Genomic DNA, 20,233 nt, shown 5'->3' with positions numbered 1-20,233 from the left:
CAGGGGGATGACATGGCCGACGCACAGGCGGGGTGGTACGACGATGGCTCCGGAGCTATGCGGTGGTGGGACGGCACCCAATGGACAGATCAGTTTCAGCCTCCCGCACCGAAAGAGCCGGGGCTCGGCGGGATGATCAACCGCGCACAGGCCGACGCGGTGGCGGGAGCCCAGCCCCGACCTGCTCCGACGGGCATGAGCTACGTGGTGCTGCAGGTCGTCCTGAAGGAGAAGTTCTTCGGCACGGGGTCCGGCAACCTCACCGAGCTCGAGCGGGTGATCAACACGCAGGCTGCGCTCGGCTACCGGCTCCACACGATCAGCACCGCGTCGTCGGGAAGCACTGGATTCGGCGGAGGCGACCGCATTCAGGCGACGATGGTGTTCGAGAAGCTCACGTAGCGCGCCGTTGGAGGCCGGGTGGCCGCACGGACCAAGGTCCCTATGTGGTCTGACCATAACTGCCTAATCTGAAGTCAGTTGATCCCCACAGAGCATCAGACACCAGAGGGATCGAAGACATAGCCACCCACGCGATGGCACAGAGGAAAGGAAACATCATGTCCAAGAACTTCGTCGCCATCGAAGCAGAGGTCATGAACGGCATGAAGTCGCTCAGCACCGAGATCCCCGGCACTGTGAGCGCCTTCGCGAACCTGCACCACAAGGCACTCGCCGACGGTGCACTGGACGCCGCGACCAAGGAGCTCATGGCGCTCGCGATCGCCATCGCCATCCGCTGCGAAGGCTGCATCGCCTGCCACGTGAAGGACGCTCTGAAGGCCGGCGCGACCGCAGCCCAGGTGAACGAGACCATCGGTGTCGCGATCCTCATGGGCGGTGGCCCTTCGGTCGTCTACGGAGGCGAGGCGCAGACCGCCCTGGCCCAGTTCCTCGCGGCCAACGCGGAGCCCGCACTCGCCTGATCCACCGAGAAAGCGGGGACCGACGGACATGATTCCGTCGGTCCCCGCTTTCTTGCGATCACCATCGCCGCCGGAATAGCAAGCATGCGGCATGGGTTGCACTCTCCATATGTCCACCATCCTCACCGTGAGGATGACAGAGGGAGGGTCATGTCCGACTCCACATCAGCACTCGGTCTCGAACGTCTGGGAACGCACTCGTACATCGCACGCAATGAGCGCGGTGCAGAGGTGCGTGTCGGCACGCCGGGGACCGCGGGGGCATTCGCTCCGGGCGAGCTGCTGCAACTCGCCCTCGCCGCGTGCGCGAGTCTCTCGGCCGACCACACCCTGGCGAGCAAGCTGGGCTCGGACTTCTCAGCGACAGTCGGCGTCAACGGCAGCACGCATGCCGAGGACAACCGCTATGAAACGGTCGGCGCCACGATCCAGGCCGACATGAGCTCGCTCTCCGCCGAAGAGGTCGACGCGCTGGTCACGCGCGCACAGCGGGCGATCGAACGCCTGTGCACCATCGGGCACACGATCGACCACGGCGCCGTGCGATCGATCGATATCGTCCCGGCCTGATCCACAAGACACAGGGAAGAGGCCGAGGCGATTCGCCTCGGCCTCTTCCCTGTGTCTCACGCGTTATCCCCCGCGAACCTACGCGTCGATCACCAGCCGCCGGCTGAGCGAGCGCGAGACGCAGATCATCATCGTGCCCGTGTCGCGACCGCACAGGACCGAGTCGCGGTGGTCGACATCGCCCTCGATCACGCGCGTCTCGCACGTACCGCAGATGCCCTCCTCGCACGAGCCGAACACGTCGCCGCCGGCGTCCTCGGCCGCGGCCAGGATCGTCTGCCCGGGCTCGACCGTCACGGTCACGCCGGTGCGCGCGAGGTGCACGTCGAAGGGCTCGTCATCGGGGCGCAGGATGTCGGCACTCGCGTCTGCAGCCGCGGCGAAGCGCTCGATGTTGCCCTGCTTGCCCGCCGCAACGCACGCCTGCTCGAAGGCCTCCGTCAAGCGCGCCGGACCGCAACAGTACAGCCCGGCATCCGCAGCAGCCCCGGCGATCAGTCCCTCGATGTCCGCGCGCTCGCCGGACTCGCTCGCATACAGCGACACCGCCATGCCGTGGGTGTCGCGCAGCACGTCCGCGTATGCCATGGACGAGGTCGCGCGCCCCGAGTAGTGCAGCTGCCAGGGCCTACCCTCACGCTCGGCGGCTTCGATCATCGGCAGCAGGGGCACGATGCCGATGCCTCCGGCGACGAAGACGTACTCGGGCGCCGGAGCGAGCGGGAAGTGATTGCGCACGGCGCGAACCGTGACCGGTGTTCCGACCTCGAGAGCGTGCACGGCTTCGGATCCACCGCGGCTCTCCTGCTCGCGCAGCACCGCGATCCGCAGACGCCGACGGTCGGCGGGGTCCCCGAACAGCGAGTACTGACGGATGAGACCACCGGGCAGCTCGATGTCCAGGTGCGCGCCGGGCTCCCACAGGGGAAGATCCTCGTCGAGCGCACGGATCGTGAGCGCGATGACCTCATCGGCCACCCGCACGCGGTCATCCACGACGGCGTCGATCACCACCCGCCCGGGGATCGCGGTGTCAAGACTCATCGCTGCGCCTGCGCCTCAACACGCGCGGCCTGCAGGAACGGCGTCGCCCAGACGCGGTCCGGCGGCACCATCGAGCTCTCCTCGGCGAGCTCGGCGAGGATCTTGCGGTACTCGACCGTCATCCGGTCGGTGCGCGTGTGCATCTCGGTCTGGATCTCGAGCGGGAACTCGGGACGGATCGACTGCAGCAGGTTGCGGTCCTCGTCCTGGATCTGACGGTCCAGCGCGACAATCCCGGCCTGCTTCTCTGCGTCGGGGTTGTCGTTGCGGGCGATGAACTGGCAGAACAGGGTGTTCTCGTCGTCGATCGGCGTCGCCACCTTCATGAGGACGTGGTTGACGCCGTTCTCGTACTCCATGCGGTCACGGAAGACGAACGGCTGGATCAGCTCGGAGTTGGTGACACGCTCGGTGTACTCCCCCTCCAGACCGATGTTCTTGCGCAGCGCATCGGTGACGCGCGCACGGTAGGTCACGCGCGAGGAGAGGTGGTGACCGTCACGCTTGACGACCATGTTGTTCATCTTGGGCGCGGACGAGTCGCCGATCGTGTTCTTGTGCGTCCAGGCGACGTGCGAGACATCCAGCGCGTTGTCGACGATGCGCGGGGCCGAGGCGTTCCAGTGCTCGAGGATCTCGTAGATCACGGTGTACTCGGGGTCCTCGGCCTCGGGAAGCTCGGGGATGTTCGCGCGCGGCATCCCGGGGCAGACCCACACGAAGCCGTACTTCTCCTGCACCAGCACCGACAGGGCGCGGGCGCGCGGCGGGATCGGCTTGTCGTCGTCGTTCTGCGGGATGCGGGTGCAGGCGCCGCTGGGGTCGAAGGACCAGCCGTGGTACGGGCAGACGATGTCGCCGTTCTCGACCCATCCCTGAGAGAGGCGCGAGCCACGGTGGGGGCACTCGTCGAGCGCTGCCCCGACCAGGCCCTTGCGGCCACGCCAGATGACGTAGTCGTCACCCAGCAGGCGCACCCGGGCGGGCTTGTTGGTGATGTCGGCCGAGTAGGCCACGATGTACCAGAACTCTTTGAGAGCAGGAACCTGGCTGACGAGCATGGTCGTCTACCTTTCTTCGTCGTCGAGCTGTTGTGCGGGAAATTCGGTGCGGTCAGTGCGGTCGGGGAGGGGACCCGGGGCGGCATCGGTGGTGCCCCAGACGACGCCGTCGGCGACCGCGGTGGTCAGCACGGCGACACTGCCCATACCCCGGGGCACGACGTTCTCGCCGAGCGCGGGGATGCGCGCGCACGCGCCCGAGGCGCCGTACGACCAGCCGTGGTAGCCGCATTCCAGCACCTCGGCGCCGTCCGGACCCGGGGCGACCTTGCCGGCCGACAGCGGGACGCGACGGTGGGGGCACACGTCGTAGAGGGCTCTGACCTCGCCGTCGAGGATCACGAGCGCCCAGGGCGACCCGAGGGCGGTGACCGGTACCGGGATCGGAGCGGATCGCTCGATCTCGGCGAGCTCGACCAGCGGCACCCAGCCGGCGGTCTCGGTGCCCGTGTCGACGAGGGCGGCGTCGGCGCTCATGCGAGCACCTCCTGTCGGTCAGCGGCCTGAGCCAGCCCGCACTCCTCGAGGAAGTCGAGCAGGGTGCGGCGCATCTCGACACTGGCCCGGTCGGCGCGCGTGTGGAACTCGGCGCGCACGGTGAGGCACAGGCGTGGGTCGGGCATCCTCGACACGATGATGAGGTCCTCGTCGAGGACCTGTCGCGAGAACGTGACCTGGTCGTCGAGTCCGGGGTCCGTGCGCGGCACGATCACTGTCACGAAGACACGGGTGGATGTCGCCGACTCCGGCTGGCACACGATCGTCGCGGCTGCACGAGCACCGTCCGAGGGGAAGTACATCTGCAGGTGGCAGATGTAGGGCGGCCAGAAGGTGTAGGTCGCGATGCGACGCTCCCCGAACCCCCCGTCGCTGTTGCGGCGGCCTTCCTGCAGGATCGCGTCGTGCTCGAGCTGCACGAAATCTCCACGGGCGATGATGCTGTAGCCGTCGTCCGTCACCGGGCGTGCCCGCCCGAACGACTGCCGGTGCAGGTAGGAGAAGTGGGTGACGTCGAGGAAGTTGTCGATGACGATGCCCGCCGCGACATGTGTCTGACGCGTCAGGACATCGGACTGGTACGTCTCGTCGAACCACTCGGGGTAGTCCGGGATCGGGGCGATCGGCGGTTCGAGCGCCGCCCAGACCAGGCCGTACTGCTCGCACACCTCGAACGCCGAGTCGTCGAGGATCTCGATCGGGTCGGCGGCATCCGCCGGTTCGCCATGCCCCTGCCACGCGCGGGTCCCGGCGCGACGCACACTCACGGGCGAGCCGAGCAGCTGCGTCGTCCACGCCTCGTTCCCGATGTCCTTGCTGCGTCCGATCGGATGCCACGCGCGCCGCAGGCGGGGGTCGTCGTTGTCGAGCAGGACGGGTGTGATGTCGACCACTCGCGCACCTCCAGAATCGTGGGAAACACTTCGCGCATTAAGTATCTGCGTATACTTCACGCGTTCAGTAAGAGCGTAGAGCGCCCCTGTTACACACGTGTTTCACTCCTGCGATAGTCGCGCGACATCGCTCCCGCACTGGCACGGCGACATCGTTCGCGCATGGCACGGCGACATCGTTCGCGCATGGCAGAGTGACCTGGTGGAGGACTCGTGAGCATCGACAACGTGAAGCACCCCGACGCCGGAGAGCGCGATATTCGGGAAGCGCTGCGCGACCACTCGGCGGGCCGCAGCCTCGGCTTCATGCTGTGGCACACGACGCTGCGGTGGCAGCGCGGGGTCGCGGCCGCGCTCGAGCCCTTCGACCTCACCCACGGGCAGGCGCTACTCCTGACGTCGGCGTGGTGGCTGGGCCGTGACGGCACGATGCCCAACCAGCGCCAGGTCGCAGAACATGCGGGCGTCGGGGAGGTCATGACCTCGCAGATCATCAAGGTCCTCGAGCGGAACGCCCTGATCGAGCGCACCACACACCCCGATGATCCGCGCGGCAAGGCTCTCCGCGTCACCGACCACGGGCGGGCGATCGCCGAGAAGGCCGTCGTGGCGATGGATGCCTGGGACGCAGAGTTCTTCGCCGCCGCCCCGGATGCGGACGAGCTTCTCGCCGCCCTCCAGTCACTCGCCGGACGCGGCGCTCCGGATGCCGTTGCGGGGAGTCAGTCGGAGGTCTGAAGCCAGCGCTCGATCCCGGCGAGCCCGGCCTCGATGAGCTCCGCGGGTGCGGCGGAGTGCCGCAGAGAGGTGCGCGCGAACTCGGCGATCACCTCGTCATCGAACCCGAAGACGTCGCGGCACAGTTCATACTCGCTGAGCAGGTCGCAGCCGAAGCTGACCGGGTCGTCGGCGTTGATGCTGATCGCCACGCCGGTCTCCACCAGAGCCGGCAGCGGGTGCTCGGCCAGATCGGCGACGGTTTCGAGGATGACGTTCGAGGTCGGGCAGACGTCGAGACACACACCACGCTCGCGCACAAGAGCGATGACATCGGGATCTTCGATGGCGCGGATGCCGTGCTGGATGCGGTGGGCGCCCAGGTCCTCGATGCTGCGCCGCACGCTCTCGGCGCCCGCGAGCTCGCCCGCGTGCGGTGCACGCAGCAGACCGGTGCCGTCGATGGCGGCGAACGCGGCGACGAAATCCTCCGCAGGGAACCGGGACTCGTCATTGTGCAGCCCGAGCGCGACGACACCTCTGCCCTCCCAGCGGCGGGCGATCTCCGCCTGCTCCAGTGCCTGCGCGGGATCCTCGTTGCGGTTGATGGCGAGGAGCCATCCGATCCCGACGCCGGTCTGGGCTGTCGCCTCACGGCTGGCGTCGAGCAGGATCTCGAGCGTCTCCTCGTCGGTGCCGATGAAGGTCCGGTGCAGTGGCAGCCAGACGGCGGGCTCGATCCACACGGCACCCTGGGCCGCGGCGTCCTCTGCCATCTCGATCACCATCCGCCGCAGGTGGGCGGGGGTGCGCATGACGTCGATCGCAGCCTGACACAGCTCGTCGAACTCGATGAATGACGTGAAATCCGTCATCCGCGGGATCGGCTTTCCCAGTTCCTGCGCGAACTCACCCAGGGTCGACTGCCGGACCGTCTCTTCGAAGTGCACGTGCAGGTGCGCTTTGGGCAGGTGGGCCAGCGTCCGCTCAGGCACGGGCGAACTCCTTTCCTACGGCGGCGGGCGCGGTGCCCTTGCCGACGAACGTCGCCAGCGCCACCAGCGCCAGGATGTACGGCATCGCCTGTAGAAGATTGTGCGGGATGTCGGGCGACACGATCTGCGAGCGCAGCGCGATGGCATCCGCGAAGCCGAACACGACGCAGGCGGCAACCGCCGGCCAGACGCGCCACTTGCCGAACACCAGGGCGGCGAGCGCGAGGTATCCGCGCCCCTGGGTCATGCCCGCTTGGAAGGCGTCGAGCACCACGATCGAAAGGTACGCGCCGCCGATGGCTGCGAACACGCCCGAGAACACCACGGCACCCCAGCGCGTGCGCACGACGTCGATGCCGGCGGAGTCCGCGGCCTCGGCGGACTCTCCGCACGCGCGGACCCGGAGACCCAGATCCGTGTGGAACAGCACCCACCACACGAGGAAGACGAGCGCGAGCACGCCGTAGTCGACGAGCGTGAGCTGCGCGAACAGCGCACCGACGACGGGGATCGCCGACAGTCCCGGAATCTCGAGGGGCGTGATCTTGTCGACGCTCGGCGAGATGCCGTCCACGCCCCAGATGATCGGGACGAGAGCGGCCGTGACCCCGGCGCCGATGAGGTTGATCGCCGTCGAGGCCACGACCTGATTACCGCGCAGCGTGACGGTCATGAAGGCGAGCGCTGCGCCGGAGACACCTCCGGCGACGATCGCGGCGAGCATTCCCAGCCAGGCACTCCCCGTCAGGAACGAGAACACGACCGCGGTGAGGGCGCCCACCAGCATCATGCCTTCGAGGGCGATGTTCATGACACCGCTGCGCTCGCTGATGAGCCCGCCGAGCAGGGGCAGGATGATCGGGACGGCCAGATGGATCGCCGCAACGACGAGGGAGATGGTGAAGATACTCATCGGGGGGCCTCATTCTCGGCGAGCGATCGGGACATCTCATCGTTGGCATCGGCCAGGGGCGGCGGGAGCACGGTGTCGATCGCGTGCGTGATCTCACCGCTCGGGCGGTCCGCGACCGCCTCTCCCTTGTCCCGGCGGAGCGCGCGGCGCGCACGCCAGGAGCGCAGCAGCCGGAGGACGGCGGGCTGAGCTGCCACGAAGGCGACGACGAGTCCCGAGATGACGCTGACCATCTCGCGGCTCATGCCCGCCTGCGCCTGCAGGTAGACGGCACTCGAGTCCAGCGTTCCGAAGAACAGCGCCGCGGCGGCGATCCCGATGGGCGAGAGTGCCCCGAGAAGGGCGACGGCGATCGCGTCGAAGCCGTAGCCGGGCGAGAACGCATCGTAATAGCGACCGAACAGACCGAAGACCTGCACGGCACCGGCGAGCCCCGCAATACCGCCGGAGATCAGCATGGCCCGGATCACTGTCGCACCGACGCGGACACCGGCACCCTCGGCGGCGAGCCGGTTCGCGCCGGTCAGGCGCAGCCCGAAGCCGAACGGCGTGCGAAACAGCAGCCACGCCATGATGATCACCAGCGCGATGGCGATGAGCAGACCCGCGTGCAGGCGCGTTCCGGGGACGAGAATCGGCAGTCGCGCGGCCGCGTCGATCTTCTCGGTGGCCGATGGCTGGGTCTCCGAGACGAAGGGGCCACTGGGCGAGACGAGATACGTCGAGACGTTGAAGGCGATGTAGTTCATCATGATCGTGGTGACGACCTCGTGAACCCCCCGGTAGGCCTTGAGCAGTGCAGGGATGAGAGCCCAGAGCGCGCCGGCCGCCGCTCCCCCGAGCAGGCTCACGACCAGGAGGAGCGGACCGGGGAGCGGGAGCGTGGCGCCGAGGATACCGGCGGCCAGAGCCCCGATGACGAGCTGCCCCTCCACACCGATGTTGAACAACCCCGCGTGGAAGGCGATGGCCACCGCGAGCCCCGTGATCAGGAGCGGAACGGCCTGGACGAAGGTCTCGGCGATGGCGGTCGGTGATCCCCAGCTTCCGCGCACGAGAGCTTCGAGAGCGAGTTCGCCGTCCGCACCGGAGAGGCTGATGAGGGGAAGGGAGAGGAGAAGGGCCGCCACCACGGTGACGACGAACGATGCCACCTTCGCGGTGGTGGTCCCCGCGGACGCTCCCGCGCGCGCGAGGAACTCGGCACGCCATCCGGCCGTCCCGGTGCGGTTGGCCGCGGTGATCTCACGCAGCAGCGTCTCGTCCATGCGACCGGCGCGTCGGGCTCGACGATCTGTCGTGGCGCTCATGCTGCTTCTCCCTGCTTGCGGGCGCCCGACATCCAGGCACCGAGTTGTTCGGGGTCGGCGTCCTCGATGGATACCTCGCCCACGAGCCGCCCCTGCCGCATGACGACGATGCGGTCGGCGACCTCGAAGACCTCCGCCAAGTCCAGGCTCAGTAGCAGCACGCCCGCTCCTTCGGCCCGAAGGCGCAGCAGCGATTCGTGGACCGCGGCCGTCGAGGCGATGTCGAGGCCTCGCGTGGGCTGGGCCGCGATCATCAGGCGCGGCGCGCGCGCGAGTTCTCGACCGACGACCAGCTTCTGCTGGTTGCCGCCGGACAGGCTTGTCAGCGGCACATCGACTCCACCCGCGCGCACACGGCGTTCACGGATGATCGCCGTGGTGAACCGGCGGCGGCGCGAGCGCGACAGCCAGAACGGGGTGCCAGCAAACGGCGCGCCCGAGGTGAAGCCGATTGTCGCGTTGTCGATCAGATCGAGCTCATCGGCGACGGCGCGCGCGTGGCGATCTTCGGGGATGTGGGCGAATCCAGCATCGAACCGGCGACGGGTGGACAGTCGCCCGACTTCGACACCGTCCAGCGTGATCGATCCGGCGGTCGGCCGGCGAAGTCCCATGAGCAGATCGACCAGATCACCTTGGCCGTTGCCCTCGACGCCGACCACGGCGAGGATCTCGCCCCCCTTGACATCGAACGTGACAGGGCCGAAGGTGCCACCATCCTGCAATCCGCTGACTTTCAGGACTGCGGGCATGCCGAGATGTTCTCGCTCGGGGGTGACGGGCCTCGGTCGGCCGATCATGAGACGCACGAGGTCCGCTTCGAACTCCGGAGTCGGGTGTTCGCGTTCGTGCGCTGAGATCTCCCGCGAGCCTTCGACACGGCCGTCGCGCAGCACGGTGACGCCGTCGCACAGGCGCATGACCTCGGGCAGCTTATGGCTGATGAGGATGACCGTCGTGCCGTCGGCGCGCAGTCTCTCGAGGAGGCGGTACAGCTCTTGCGCCTCGGGCGGCGACAACGCCGCCGTGGGCTCGTCGAGCACGAGCGTACTGGCTCCCGCCCAGAGCGCCTTGACGATCTCGACCTTCTGGCGCGCGCCGACCGAGAGGTCGTCGCAGAGCGCGTCGGGGTCGAGGCCGAAGCCGAAGCGGTCGGAGAGCTCGCGGGTCCGCTGGCGCGCGGCGGCGAGGTCGAGGCGGCGCAGCGATCGGCGGAAGACGCCACCACGCCCACGACCGAGGATGAGGTTCTCGGCGACAGAGAAGCGGCCGATGAGGCTGAAGTGCTGTTGCACCATGCCGATCCCGTGTGCAAGAGCATCGGCCGAGGACCGGAGGTCGACGGTGGTTCCGTCGATCTCGATCGTCCCCTCGTCGGGGCGGATCATCCCGAAGAGGACCTTCATCAGCGTGGATTTGCCGGCGCCGTTCTCTCCCAACACACCATGGATCGAACCGGCGGGCACCGAGAGGGTGACATCCTCATTGGCGATGACCGCGCCGAAGCGCTTGGTGATGCCGCTGAGCCGGACAGCAAACACTGACATGTGATCGTCTTTCTCGAGATGACGGAAGCGGAGGGAGCCCGTCGGGCCCCCTCCGCTTCGAGGAATCAGAGCGCGGGAGCCGTGAAGGTCTCGAGCTCTTCGGGCGTTGCCGGCGGCACCAGGCTGCCGTCGATGATCGCGGTGGTCGCCTCGTCGACGACGCTCACGATGTCGGCCGACAGATCATCGATGTTGTCCTGGCACAGGCCCACACCACCGTCCGCGAGGCCGAGCTGGACGGTACCGCCGACGAACGTGCCCTCGACGGCTGCCGTGTTCTCGCGCAGCACCGTGCCGGCGACGTCCTTGACCGCGGAGGTCAGGAAGTTCTCGGGTGCCAGGTCGATCTTGCAGGTGTCGGTGCTGACGACCCAGTTGCCCGTGCCGAGCTCTGACGCGGCGTCGAAGACGCCGATGCCGCTGCCGCCGGCGACCTCCATGACGATGTCCGCACCCTGGTCATAGAAGCCCAGTGCGAGCTCCTTGCCCTTGGCCGAGTCACCGAAGCTGCCGACGTAGGCAGCGGTGACGGTCGCGTCGGGGTTCACCGACTCGACGCCGGCGACGAAGCCCGAGTAGAAGCGCAGGACGGCGGGGATCTCCATGCCGCCGACGAAGCCGATGGTGTCGGTCTCGGTGGTCATGCCGGCGACGATTCCGGCGAGGAAGGAGGCCTCCTGCTCCTTGTAGATGACACCTGCGACGTTGTCGAGCGGGTTGCCGTCGGCATCCAGCGCCTCGGAGTCGATGAGCGTGAACAGCGAGTCGGGGTTCGCCTGCGCGACCTCGACCATCGCGTCGGCCAGCAGGTAGCCGACACCGGTGGTGACGGTGGAGCCGGTCTGGATCGCCTGCTGCAGGTTGGTGACGTACTGCGACTGGTCGGAGGACTGCAGAACCTGCGCCTCGCCGCCGAGCTCTTCGGCGCTCATGTCGATGCCGAGCTTGGCGAGGTCGTTGAAGCCCTGGTCACCCAGGCCGGCCTGGTCGGTGACCATGGTCCAGACATAGTCCGAGGTGGCCTCGTCGGTGGCGGCGGGCTCTGCGTCCGCGCTCGAGGAGCAGGCCGAGAGGGCGAGGGCGCTGACCGCGACCAGCCCGAGGGCGGCGAAGGGCGCACGCCGCAGGCGTGAGAAGCGAGTTGTCATGACAGGTCTCCTATGTTCGTGGGGGACGGTGCGAGGGATGGGACGGGTGGTGCGGTGCGGTGGAGCTGGATGGGATGGCCTACTGACCGGCCCATCCCGTGAACGCGCCGAGCCGGGAGCCAGCCCGGGGTTCGCGCGCACGGGTGAGTGCGATCTCGACCGCTTCGGCGGGGTCGGACGCAAAGCTGAGGGGGGTGACGCGGCGGTCGTCGAGCCAGATGCCCTCGTCGATCGTCGAGCGCAGGCGGTCGGCCCAGCCCGTCGAGCCTTCGACGACGATGAGCGGCACACCGGAGTCGTACGCGATGGTGACCTCGTTGAGGGTGCCGACTCCGCCGCCGACCATCACGATCGCATCGCAGCAGCGTGCGGTCAGGATGTTGCGGATCGTCCCCATGCCCGTCGGGAAGACGAGGGAGACATACGGGTTGGCCTTGGCCGGATCGTTGTAGGGCAGGAAGCCGATCGTGAGGCCGCCGGCTTCGAACGCACCCTTGCACGCCGCTTCCATGACGCCCGCCGTGCCGCCGGTGACCAGCGCGGCGCCGGCGTCGGCCACGCCCCGTCCCACCAGTTCGGCCGTCTCGAGCACGTGCTCGGGGAGGTGCTCTCCCTCGCGCCAGCTGCGTCCGATGACACCGATCTTGATCACTGGGTTCCTCCGGGGATGAGTTGTGGCTGAGAGATACGCGCGCGCAGCTGTCGGGCACGCTCCTGCACGGCGGCCGGATCGACGTCCAACAGGGCGAGGGGATCGGTGACGTCGACGGCGAAGGATGCCGCGGCGGCGCCCAGCGCTGCCGCATCCGGCAGGCTGAGACCGCTGGCACGGCCCGCGAGGAAGCCGCCGCAGAAGGCATCGCCCGCGCCGGTCGGATCCACGGGGGCATCCGGGTGGGCGGGCACCTGCCAGCGGTCGGCGCCGTCGACGATGTAGGAGCCCTCGGCACCGGACTTGAGGACGATCGTTCCCGCGCCGGCATCGATGAGACGGTGCAGCACGGCATCGATCGGAACATGGGGGTCCACGACGTCGAAGTCGGAGGTGCTGGGCAAGAACACGTCGATCTGCCCGACGGTGGCGGCGAGCTTGCCGTAGGGATCGCCCAGGATGTCGGAGCGAGCGGGGCAGTCGGTGTGAAGCGTGCCGCGCGCCGCAGCCAGGTAGGCGACCATCGGACGGTGCCGAGCGAGGGGAAGCAGCGGAAGATGCCAGTACGCCACCTCGTCAAGCCACTCGACGGGGACATCGCCCGGTTGCGGGGCGCCCTGGATCAGGGTGGCAGGGTCGGTCGTGGTGTCGACGAACTGCGCGCGCGTCTGAGGATCGAATCCGGCCAGCATCGCCGCCGGCACCGGCTGGACACGTCCCCCGTCGGCGAGATGCGCGAAGGTCAGGCGCACAGGGTGGCTGCGCGCGATGCGGCGGATCGCGGAGGTGTCGATGCCGGCGGCGGTCAGCCGCTCGACGACCTCCTCGGGATAGTCCTCCCCGATGATCGTCACGATGCGCGGTGCGACGCCGGCGATCAGGGCGCCGAGGCCCGACCACAAGGCGTTTCCGCCGACCTTTCCGGTCAGCGGCGCGCCGTCGGGCGCGATGACGCTGTCGAAGCTGAACGATCCGCAGATCGCGATGGGGGAAGAGCTCATTCCTCCATGTTGTTCATTGTTGAGCAATGAGCAAAGCTGAGACAGGAGTTGTTTACATGTCATTTACGTTCGAAATCTGAACGTCATATCGACGGTCACGTACTAGACATAGATGTAGCGAGAAGGAGGTCGTGCATTGTCCGACGAATCAGTGCTCACCGTCAGGCCCGTCCGTGACCGCCGACCCCTCTCGGTTCAGGTCTACGACCGACTCGTCGAAGCCCTGCGCGAGACGGCGCGCCCCGGCGACACGATTCCTCCCGAGATCGAGCTGGCCGCAGAGCTCGGCGTGAGCAGGACCGTGCTGCGCGAGGCGCTCCGACTGCTGGAGGAGGACGGGGTCATCGAGCGCGGCGCCGACCCGCGCCGCAGGCAGCTCGCACACCCCGGCACCCGCCCACCCTCGTTCAACGCGCCGCTCGAAGAGATGCTGCGAGCGCAGAACGCCATCACCGTCGAGGTCGTGCGGACAGAACGCCTGGATGTCACGAACTGGAGTCGCGCCCTCCTGGAGCTCGGCGACAGCACCGAGCAGCTCCTGTGTCGCGAGAGCCTGTTCCGTGTGGACGGCGAGCCCGTCGCATCCGCTCTGGAACTGGTGCCCACCCGCGACGGCGCGGTCCCCCTCGCACTGGTGGATCGGCCCGAGGCAGCCGACCAGACGCTCCTGGCCAGCCTCGGAGCGCAGTTCCGCGCGCGCTGCGTGCCGTCGCTGTGGCGGATGAGCGCGGGAGGGTCGGCGGGATCACGCGTCGGGCTGAAGGATGTGCCGCGCGATCGACTGACGAGCCTGACCACCACTCTGAGCAAGAGCGGGCGACCGGTGTTCCTTGCGAAGTACCTCATCCGCCTGGACGCGGTCGTCCTCACCGTGGGCGAGAACCCCGATGCTGAGGATTCTTTCGACCTCGAGACGCCCTAGGCGCGCTCAGTGCCGTCAGCTCGCGACGCGGCGGCGCGCGGGAGCGGCGAGAGCAGGTGAGCTCCACCCCTCGTTGCGCGGATCCACGCTCGTCCCCGGCGCGACGACCTCGTCGATCGCGTCCAGCGTCGCCGCCGACAGCCGGGTCTGAGCCGCAGCCAGCAGCTGGTCGAGCTGTTCGATCGTGCGCGGGCCGACGAGCACCGATGAGATCGCGGGATGCTCCTGCGCCCACCCGAGCCCCAGCTGCATCAACGAGAGCCCGGCCGCATCGGCGATGCGCGCGAGTCGTTCGGTCACCGCGAGCTTGGCCTCGTCATCGGCGCGCACGAACGGGTTTCCGGATGCCGCGCGACTGCCCTCGGGCGCGGCGACTCCGCGACGATATTTGCCCGTCAGCCATCCACCGTTGAGCGGACTCCACGCGATGACGCCGACGCCGTGCGCCTGGGCGGCCGGCAGCACCGCCCGTTCGGTGCCGCGCACGAGGATCGAATACGGCGACTGCTCGCTCACGAACGGCGCGACGCCCTGACGCTCGGCCGCCCACTGTGACTCCACGAGCATTTCGGCGGGGAACACCGACGAGCCCGCCCAGCGGATCTTGCCGGCCTGGCGCAGCTCGTCGAACGCCGCGACCGTCTCATCGATCGGTGTCGACGGGTCGGGGCGGTGAAGCTGGTACAGGTCGATGTGATCGGTCTGCAGTCGTCGCAGGCTGTCTTCGACCGCACGCACGATCCAACGGCGCGAGCCGCCCGCACGCTCGGGGTCGCCGTTCATCGGCAGTCCGACTTTCGTCGCCAGCACGACGGCATCGCGCCGAGAGGCGAGGAGACGCCCGAGCGCGCTCTCCACCTCGCCGTCGCCGTAGACATCCGCGGTGTCGACGAGCGTGACGCCGGCATCCAGCGCACGTCCCAGCAGCTCGCCCGCCGCCCGCTCGTCGTTCGTGGTCATGAGCGACATCGTCCCGAGACCGATCGCGCTGACCGCGGGTCCGGCACTACCGAGGTGACGCATTTCCATGGTGGACTCCCTGTGTCGTGTAACGGCTGCGTAAACAGATCGACGACGCTTCTCGTCATTGACCAACAATGAACAATACTTATCACGAGCTTGAGAAGTAGGGAGAATGTGATGGAACGCATCTACGTCGGTGTCTTCGAGATGTTCGGTTCGCCGAGCGCGCGAGGCGTGAGCGCGTGGACCCATCCGCGCAGCGACCTCACGAAGTTCCACGACACGCAGCACTGGATCTCGCTCGCGAAGACGCTCGACGACGCCGGCTTCGACTGGCTCTTCTTCGCCGACTCGTTCGGGTACCCCACGATCGACGGCCAGATGGTCGGAGCGGCAGCGCGCTACGGCATCAACTTTCCGCTCATGGATCCGCAGCTGCTGCTGCCGATCCTGGCCGAGCACACGACGAACCTCGGCCTGGTCGTGACGGAGACGACGGGCCTGCACCACCCCTTCGAGACCGCACGCCGCTTCGCGACCCTCGACCACCTGTCGGGCGGGCGGCTCGGCATGAACGTCGTGACCGGCAGCATCCAGAACGTCGTCGCCGACCTGTTCGGGCACGAGCGCATGCGCGAGCACGACCTGCGCTACGACATGGCACAGGAGTACCTCGACCTCACGCGGCGGTTCTGGGAGGAGTCGTGGGATGACGGCGCCCTCGTCAACGACCCGAGCGCACCCGTCTACGTCGACCCCGAAAAGCTCCACATGATCGAGCATGAAGGGCAGTTCTACCGGTCGCGCGGGTACCTGACCGTCGACCCGTCGGCCCAGCGCACGCCCGTCATCTTCCAGGCAGGATCCTCGGGACGCGGAAAGGAGTTCGCCGCGGCGAACGCCGACTGCGTGCTGCTGCAGAGCTCGGCGCCCGAGCAGATGGCGGCGAACATCGCCGACATCCGCCGCCGCGCCGAGGCCAACGGTCGCGACCCCCGCAGTGTCAAGGTCGTCGCCACCCAGTCGTTCTTCGTCGCCGAGGATGCCGCGGATGCTCGCGCTCTCCAGCAGGAGTTCCGCGACATGCAGACCGTCGAGGTCGCCGCCGCGATGTTCGTCTCCAACACCGGCATCGACCTGCTCGCGCTCGACCCCGCCAAGCCGCTCTCGCAGATCCCCCTCGATGAGGTCGTCGGCCAGATGGGCCAGAGCAACATCGACCGCTTCGTCGGCCCCGACGGCACCGGGCCGAGCGTCGGCGAGATCCTCGAGCAGTTGCGCGTGCGCGGCATCCGCGGCTCGCAGATGGTCGGCACCCCGGTCGAGGTCGCCGACCAGATCGAGGAGTTCCTCGAAGCCACCGACCTCGACGGCATCATGGTCGACCCGTTGTTCGGAGCCGAAGACATCCGCGACTTCGCACGTCTGGTCATGCCCGAGCTGCGCCGGCGCGGACGCCTGGGCGACCAGCCCGCGGGAACGACGCTGCGCGACCGCCTGTTCGCCGAGCAGCCGCAGGTGACGGTCGCGTCTTGACGACGACCGCGATCCGAGGCGCCCTGCTTCTCACTCCGGAGGGAGAGAAGCAGGGCGACCTGCTGATCCAGGACGACGCGATCTTCTCGGTGGGGCCGGCAGTGCGCACCGCGGATGTCGAGATCGACGGTGCCGGCATGACGGCGAGCGCCGGCCGTGTCCTCCCCCATGCCCACCTCGGGCGCACGCTCCTCACGGGCGACGAGCACGGCTGCACGAGCGCCGAGCGGGCGCAACGCGAGCGGGACCTCACACTCGCGGATGCGGCACACGCCTACCGATCGGGGATGCAGGCACTCGTGAGTGCGGGCTTCACATCCGTCCTGACGATGGCCAGCAACGCGCACGCCGAAACTGCGCTGGCGTGCGCCGCCGAGGTCGGCCTGCGCGCGACGATCGGCATCGATCTGTCGGATGCTGCGGCCGCGACAGCGCACGAGTGGGACACCCTGCTCCGGCTGACGCGCGAATGGCACGGCGCCGAACGCGGCCGCCTGCGGATCGCGATCGCCCCCGCGACCCACGACGCCATCCCGGACGCGCTCTGGGCTGATGCGCTTGACCTCGCCATCCGCGCCGACGCCCTGGTCCACACCCACGTCACGCAGGCGGAGGGAGATGCCGCGGTCACGCATCTCGACCGGATCGGTGCCCTCACCCGTCGCACCGTACTGATCAGCGACGGCGCCCTGTCGCCATCCGCGACCGCTGCCATCTCCCACGCGGGAACGACCCTGGTGGTCGGCTCCGACACGACGCCGACGCTCGCGCGGATGCTCGGTCCGGGCCCCCGCTTCGGCACCCTTCGCCCGGGGGCGAAAGCAGATGTGGTGGTCTTCGAGGGGACCACAGCACGCACGGTGCTGGTCGACGGCCGCTCCGTCGGACCCGCGAGCTGAACGGGAGCGCGCGACACGGGTGACACGCGAAGGGGCCGGAGAGATCGACTCCCTCCGGCCCCTTCGCGATTTCTCAGTCCTCGTACGTGGGGACAAACCGCCCGAGCATCATCTCCTGCCACACCGCGCGAATCGCCAGCGAGGTGCGGTCCGCGTGTGCGTGCGCATTGAGGTGGCGAGCGATGGGGAACTCCTTGGGAAGCGAGTTGAGGATCACCTTGTCTTCGTCTTCCGCGACATCGTCGAAGGCCAGCACCTTCGACGCGGGCATGTCGGATTCCTTGTCGTTGCGGAGGACGATTTGGACGTTGACAGAGCGGAAGTCGTCGATCGGCGTGATGGCCTTCACCATGACCTGAACGAGACCATCGGGGAACGTCGTCCGGATCGACCCGAAGAACGGCGCGTAGAACTTCGACAGGGAGATCCTCATGGACTCCCCCGTCTCTCCGGGGCGCGCGCGGACCGGGACGTCCGCCTTCATCAGGATGCCGTAGTCGGTGCGCTCTGCCGTGCCATCCGTCAGCTCGGGGTTGTTCCGGTCCCCGAAGCTGTTCGCGTGCACAAACGAGACGTGGCCGGGGTCGAAGTTGTTCTCGAGGAGGTGCATGGCGGAGCACTCGAACTCCCAGGCGCGCTCCGGGATCACTCGCCATCCTTCCTCGCTGTACTCCGGCAGCGGCGGAATCCCTGCAATCGGCCCGCCCTCTTCATCGTCGGCGAGACACACCCACACCATTCCGTACTTCTCGTCCGAGTTGACCATACGAAGACTGCTCTTGACGGGAATCCGCGAATCCGGGAACTGCGGGATGCGCTGGGTCGTCCCGTCCGCGTCCCACTCCCACCCGTGATACATGCACACCAAGCGGCAGTCGACGACCTCTCCCAGCGACAACGGCGCGTCTCGATGTCCACAGCGGTCGTAGGCGACGCTGACGGGGGCACCCTCCGAGGGCCTCCACACGACGATGTCCTGGCTCAGGACGCGACGGCGTTCGGGCCGCGCCTCGAATTCCGAGCTGAATCCGATCGCGTACCAGAACCGTCGGAACAGCGGGTGCTCCGAAATCACCAGATGAGTGGGCCCCTCGTGCCGAGCCTCGCGGAAGCTCTCGAGGTCTGCGAACTGATCAACCTGCGACATGGTGCTCTCCTCTTGTTGTCGACGTGGACGCGGGCGTGGTCGCCCCCACGGTCTCGGGAATGAAATCTTCTATGAAGGCAGAGACGCAGCGGTCGGCGCCGGTGCGGTGGGATCCGATGCCGCCGCGCGCACCCCCTCCGGCCCAGCCGACGACGTAGAGACCGCGCAGCGGACTCCCCTGGACAGAGTCGGTCACCCTACCCTCGGTGTGGCATACGATGCCCTGATCACCGATCGTCGGCGCGCCGTCGATCACCTCCGGCCGTGATCCCAGCGCCACCACCACCAGGTCGGCATCGAGATCGGCCTCCCCGGCGCTGTCAGAGCTGACACGCAGCCCACGGACGCGACCTTCCGTATCCGACAGGACCGCCTGCGTCCCGGTATGGAAGCGGAAACGCAACACCTTGTCACCGGTCGCGCGCGGTGCGCGCGAGTAGCCCGCTGCTGCGGCCACCTTCTGTCCGTAGTCGCTCGACGGGTCATGAGCGACGCCGTCGCGCACCGCGCGATCGACATCATCGTTCGCGATGTCGATCGCCACACCGTGGAGACCTTCCAACGCCACGAACTGCCCGACCGTGAAGGCCGCATCGCCGATGCCGCCGCGGATGAGCACATCCACTTCACGAAGTCCCCACGCGGCGATGGTGTCGACCACTGCCGCAGGCGCATCCGAGGCAGCAAGCTCCGGCTCATCGAGAAGGACCATACGCGCAATGTCGAGTGCGACATTTCCGCCACCGACGACGACGAGCTTCCGTGGGCGCAGGCCTTCTTCGAAGGGGGCGATGCCTGCCCCGTTGTACCACTGTGCGAAATCGACCGCACCCACGACGTTGACAGCGTCGGCTCCATCGACAGGAAGCCTGCGACTCTGGGACGCTCCGTGGGCGAGGAAGACGGCGTCATATTCCTCTCTGAGCGCGTTCATGGGAATGTCGATGCCGACGTTGACGCCGAGCTTGTACGACACCCGCGGGTCACGACCGATCCGGTCGAACTCGCGCTGCATCATCCTCGTGCGCACGTGATCAGCCGCAACTCCGGTGCGCGCCAGACCGAACGGCACCTCGTCACGGTCGAAGATGTCGATGGTGACGTCGGCGCGGCGGAGCAGCTCCTCGGCCACGAAGTGTCCGGAAGGACCTGCCCCCACGATCGCCACGCGCAGGCGCGCAGGCTCAGGCGTACGCGCGGGCGGGAGGACGTAGAGGGGAAGCAGCGGTCGTTCGCGCTCGAAGTAGTTCGCATTGACCTCTGCGAACTTCTTCTGCGCGCCGCCGAGCTGTGCTCCGTCGAATATGACCCCGATCGGGCAGGCATCGACGCATGCACCGCAGTCGATACACGTCTGCGGGTCGATGTACAGCATCTCGGTCATTCCGAAATCCGGCTCGTTGGGCGCCGGATGGATCGCGTTGACAGGGCATACCTGAACACAGCTCGCGTCGGAGCAGCACTCGGGCGTGATGACGTGTGGCACTGTCC

General features: G+C 68.0%; 21 protein-coding genes. 7 read left to right on the top strand and 14 right to left on the bottom strand.

What is annotated here, in order from left to right; translation table 11 throughout:
* Positions 1–12 precede the first annotated feature (12 nt).
* From ABD206_RS12495 to ABD206_RS12485, 3 genes are all read left to right on the top strand, one after another.
* Entirely contained in the window at positions 13–402 is a 390-nt protein-coding gene (locus ABD206_RS12495; protein WP_344073069.1) for a DUF2510 domain-containing protein, read from the top strand.
* A gap of 158 nt (positions 403–560) precedes the next feature.
* Positions 561–926 (top strand): carboxymuconolactone decarboxylase family protein, encoded by a 366-nt coding sequence (locus ABD206_RS12490; protein ID WP_344073067.1) that lies wholly within the window; start codon positions 561–563, stop codon positions 924–926.
* A 150-nt stretch (positions 927–1,076) separates the two neighbouring features.
* The gene (locus tag ABD206_RS12485) at positions 1,077–1,496 is read left to right on the top strand and encodes an OsmC family protein (protein WP_344073065.1); all 420 of its coding nucleotides are present in this window, start codon (positions 1,077–1,079) and stop codon (positions 1,494–1,496) included.
* 78 nt (positions 1,497–1,574) lie between these two features.
* Here ABD206_RS12485 and ABD206_RS12480 read toward each other — a convergent pair whose 3' ends face one another.
* From ABD206_RS12480 to ABD206_RS12465, 4 genes are read right to left on the bottom strand one after another with little or no spacing between them, the layout of a single operon-like run.
* Entirely contained in the window at positions 1,575–2,540 is a 966-nt protein-coding gene (locus ABD206_RS12480; protein ID WP_344073063.1) for a PDR/VanB family oxidoreductase, read from the bottom strand.
* Positions 2,537–3,601, bottom strand: a complete 1,065-nt coding sequence (locus ABD206_RS12475) for an aromatic ring-hydroxylating dioxygenase subunit alpha (protein ID WP_344073061.1) — start codon at positions 3,599–3,601, stop codon at positions 2,537–2,539. Before ABD206_RS12475 ends, ABD206_RS12480 begins: the two co-directional genes overlap by 4 nt.
* A gap of 6 nt (positions 3,602–3,607) precedes the next feature.
* The gene (locus ABD206_RS12470) at positions 3,608–4,078 is read right to left on the bottom strand and encodes a Rieske 2Fe-2S domain-containing protein (protein ID WP_344073059.1); all 471 of its coding nucleotides are present in this window, start codon (positions 4,076–4,078) and stop codon (positions 3,608–3,610) included.
* Entirely contained in the window at positions 4,075–4,992 is a 918-nt protein-coding gene (locus ABD206_RS12465) for a hypothetical protein (protein ID WP_344073057.1), read from the bottom strand. Before ABD206_RS12465 ends, ABD206_RS12470 begins: the two co-directional genes overlap by 4 nt.
* A gap of 213 nt (positions 4,993–5,205) precedes the next feature.
* On the opposite strand from ABD206_RS12465, the gene ABD206_RS12460 reads away from it, so the two are divergent.
* On the top strand, positions 5,206–5,730 hold the full coding sequence (locus ABD206_RS12460; protein WP_344073055.1) for a MarR family winged helix-turn-helix transcriptional regulator: 525 nt from the start codon (positions 5,206–5,208) through the stop codon (positions 5,728–5,730).
* Here the strand turns inward: ABD206_RS12460 and add are convergent.
* From add to ABD206_RS12425, 7 genes are all read right to left on the bottom strand, one after another.
* The gene (gene add, locus ABD206_RS12455; RefSeq protein ID WP_344073052.1) at positions 5,715–6,704 is read right to left on the bottom strand and encodes an adenosine deaminase; all 990 of its coding nucleotides are present in this window, start codon (positions 6,702–6,704) and stop codon (positions 5,715–5,717) included. The genes ABD206_RS12460 and add overlap by 16 nt on opposite strands.
* Positions 6,697–7,617, bottom strand: a complete 921-nt coding sequence (locus ABD206_RS12450; RefSeq protein ID WP_344073050.1) for an ABC transporter permease — start codon at positions 7,615–7,617, stop codon at positions 6,697–6,699. The genes add and ABD206_RS12450 overlap by 8 nt, the downstream gene beginning before the upstream one ends.
* The gene (locus ABD206_RS12445; RefSeq protein ID WP_344073048.1) at positions 7,614–8,927 is read right to left on the bottom strand and encodes an ABC transporter permease; all 1,314 of its coding nucleotides are present in this window, start codon (positions 8,925–8,927) and stop codon (positions 7,614–7,616) included. The genes ABD206_RS12450 and ABD206_RS12445 overlap by 4 nt, the downstream gene beginning before the upstream one ends.
* Positions 8,924–10,474: an ABC transporter ATP-binding protein gene (locus ABD206_RS12440; RefSeq protein WP_344073046.1), complete on the bottom strand. Its 1,551-nt coding sequence runs from the start codon at positions 10,472–10,474 to the stop codon at positions 8,924–8,926. Before ABD206_RS12440 ends, ABD206_RS12445 begins: the two co-directional genes overlap by 4 nt.
* 65 nt (positions 10,475–10,539) lie before the next feature.
* Positions 10,540–11,622, bottom strand: a complete 1,083-nt coding sequence (locus ABD206_RS12435) for a BMP family lipoprotein (RefSeq protein ID WP_344073044.1) — start codon at positions 11,620–11,622, stop codon at positions 10,540–10,542.
* A gap of 79 nt (positions 11,623–11,701) precedes the next feature.
* Complete coding sequence (locus tag ABD206_RS12430) at positions 11,702–12,274, bottom strand: TIGR00725 family protein (RefSeq protein ID WP_344073042.1); 573 nt, start codon at positions 12,272–12,274, stop codon at positions 11,702–11,704.
* Positions 12,271–13,275 (bottom strand): carbohydrate kinase family protein, encoded by a 1,005-nt coding sequence (locus ABD206_RS12425; protein WP_344073040.1) that lies wholly within the window; start codon positions 13,273–13,275, stop codon positions 12,271–12,273. Before ABD206_RS12425 ends, ABD206_RS12430 begins: the two co-directional genes overlap by 4 nt.
* 136 nt (positions 13,276–13,411) lie before the next feature.
* Here ABD206_RS12425 and ABD206_RS12420 point away from each other — a divergent pair, with 136 nt between their 5' ends.
* Positions 13,412–14,197, top strand: a complete 786-nt coding sequence (locus tag ABD206_RS12420) for a GntR family transcriptional regulator (protein WP_344073038.1) — start codon at positions 13,412–13,414, stop codon at positions 14,195–14,197.
* A 15-nt stretch (positions 14,198–14,212) separates the two neighbouring features.
* Here the strand turns inward: ABD206_RS12420 and ABD206_RS12415 are convergent, their stop codons facing one another.
* Entirely contained in the window at positions 14,213–15,226 is a 1,014-nt protein-coding gene (locus ABD206_RS12415) for an aldo/keto reductase (protein WP_344073036.1), read from the bottom strand.
* Positions 15,227–15,337: 111 nt separating this feature from the next.
* Between ABD206_RS12415 and ABD206_RS12410 the strand changes: the two genes are divergently transcribed.
* On the top strand, positions 15,338–16,696 hold the full coding sequence (locus ABD206_RS12410; protein WP_344073034.1) for an NtaA/DmoA family FMN-dependent monooxygenase: 1,359 nt from the start codon (positions 15,338–15,340) through the stop codon (positions 16,694–16,696).
* Entirely contained in the window at positions 16,693–17,595 is a 903-nt protein-coding gene (locus tag ABD206_RS12405) for an amidohydrolase family protein (RefSeq protein WP_344073032.1), read from the top strand. Before ABD206_RS12410 ends, ABD206_RS12405 begins: the two co-directional genes overlap by 4 nt.
* A 73-nt stretch (positions 17,596–17,668) precedes the next feature.
* Here ABD206_RS12405 and ABD206_RS12400 read toward each other — a convergent pair whose 3' ends face one another.
* Positions 17,669–18,742, bottom strand: coding sequence for a Rieske 2Fe-2S domain-containing protein (locus tag ABD206_RS12400; protein WP_344073030.1), 1,074 nt, complete (start codon positions 18,740–18,742; stop codon positions 17,669–17,671).
* Positions 18,729–20,228, bottom strand: coding sequence for an FAD-dependent oxidoreductase (locus ABD206_RS12395; RefSeq protein WP_344073028.1), 1,500 nt, complete (start codon positions 20,226–20,228; stop codon positions 18,729–18,731). The genes ABD206_RS12400 and ABD206_RS12395 overlap by 14 nt, the downstream gene beginning before the upstream one ends.
* Positions 20,229–20,233 lie beyond the last annotated feature (5 nt).

It is taken from the genome of Microbacterium sediminicola (genome assembly GCF_039531125.1).
Classification (GTDB): domain Bacteria; phylum Actinomycetota; class Actinomycetes; order Actinomycetales; family Microbacteriaceae; genus Microbacterium; species Microbacterium sediminicola.
The sequence above is the reverse complement of the archived record's forward strand: the minus strand, read 5'-3'. Positions and strand labels throughout refer to the sequence as shown.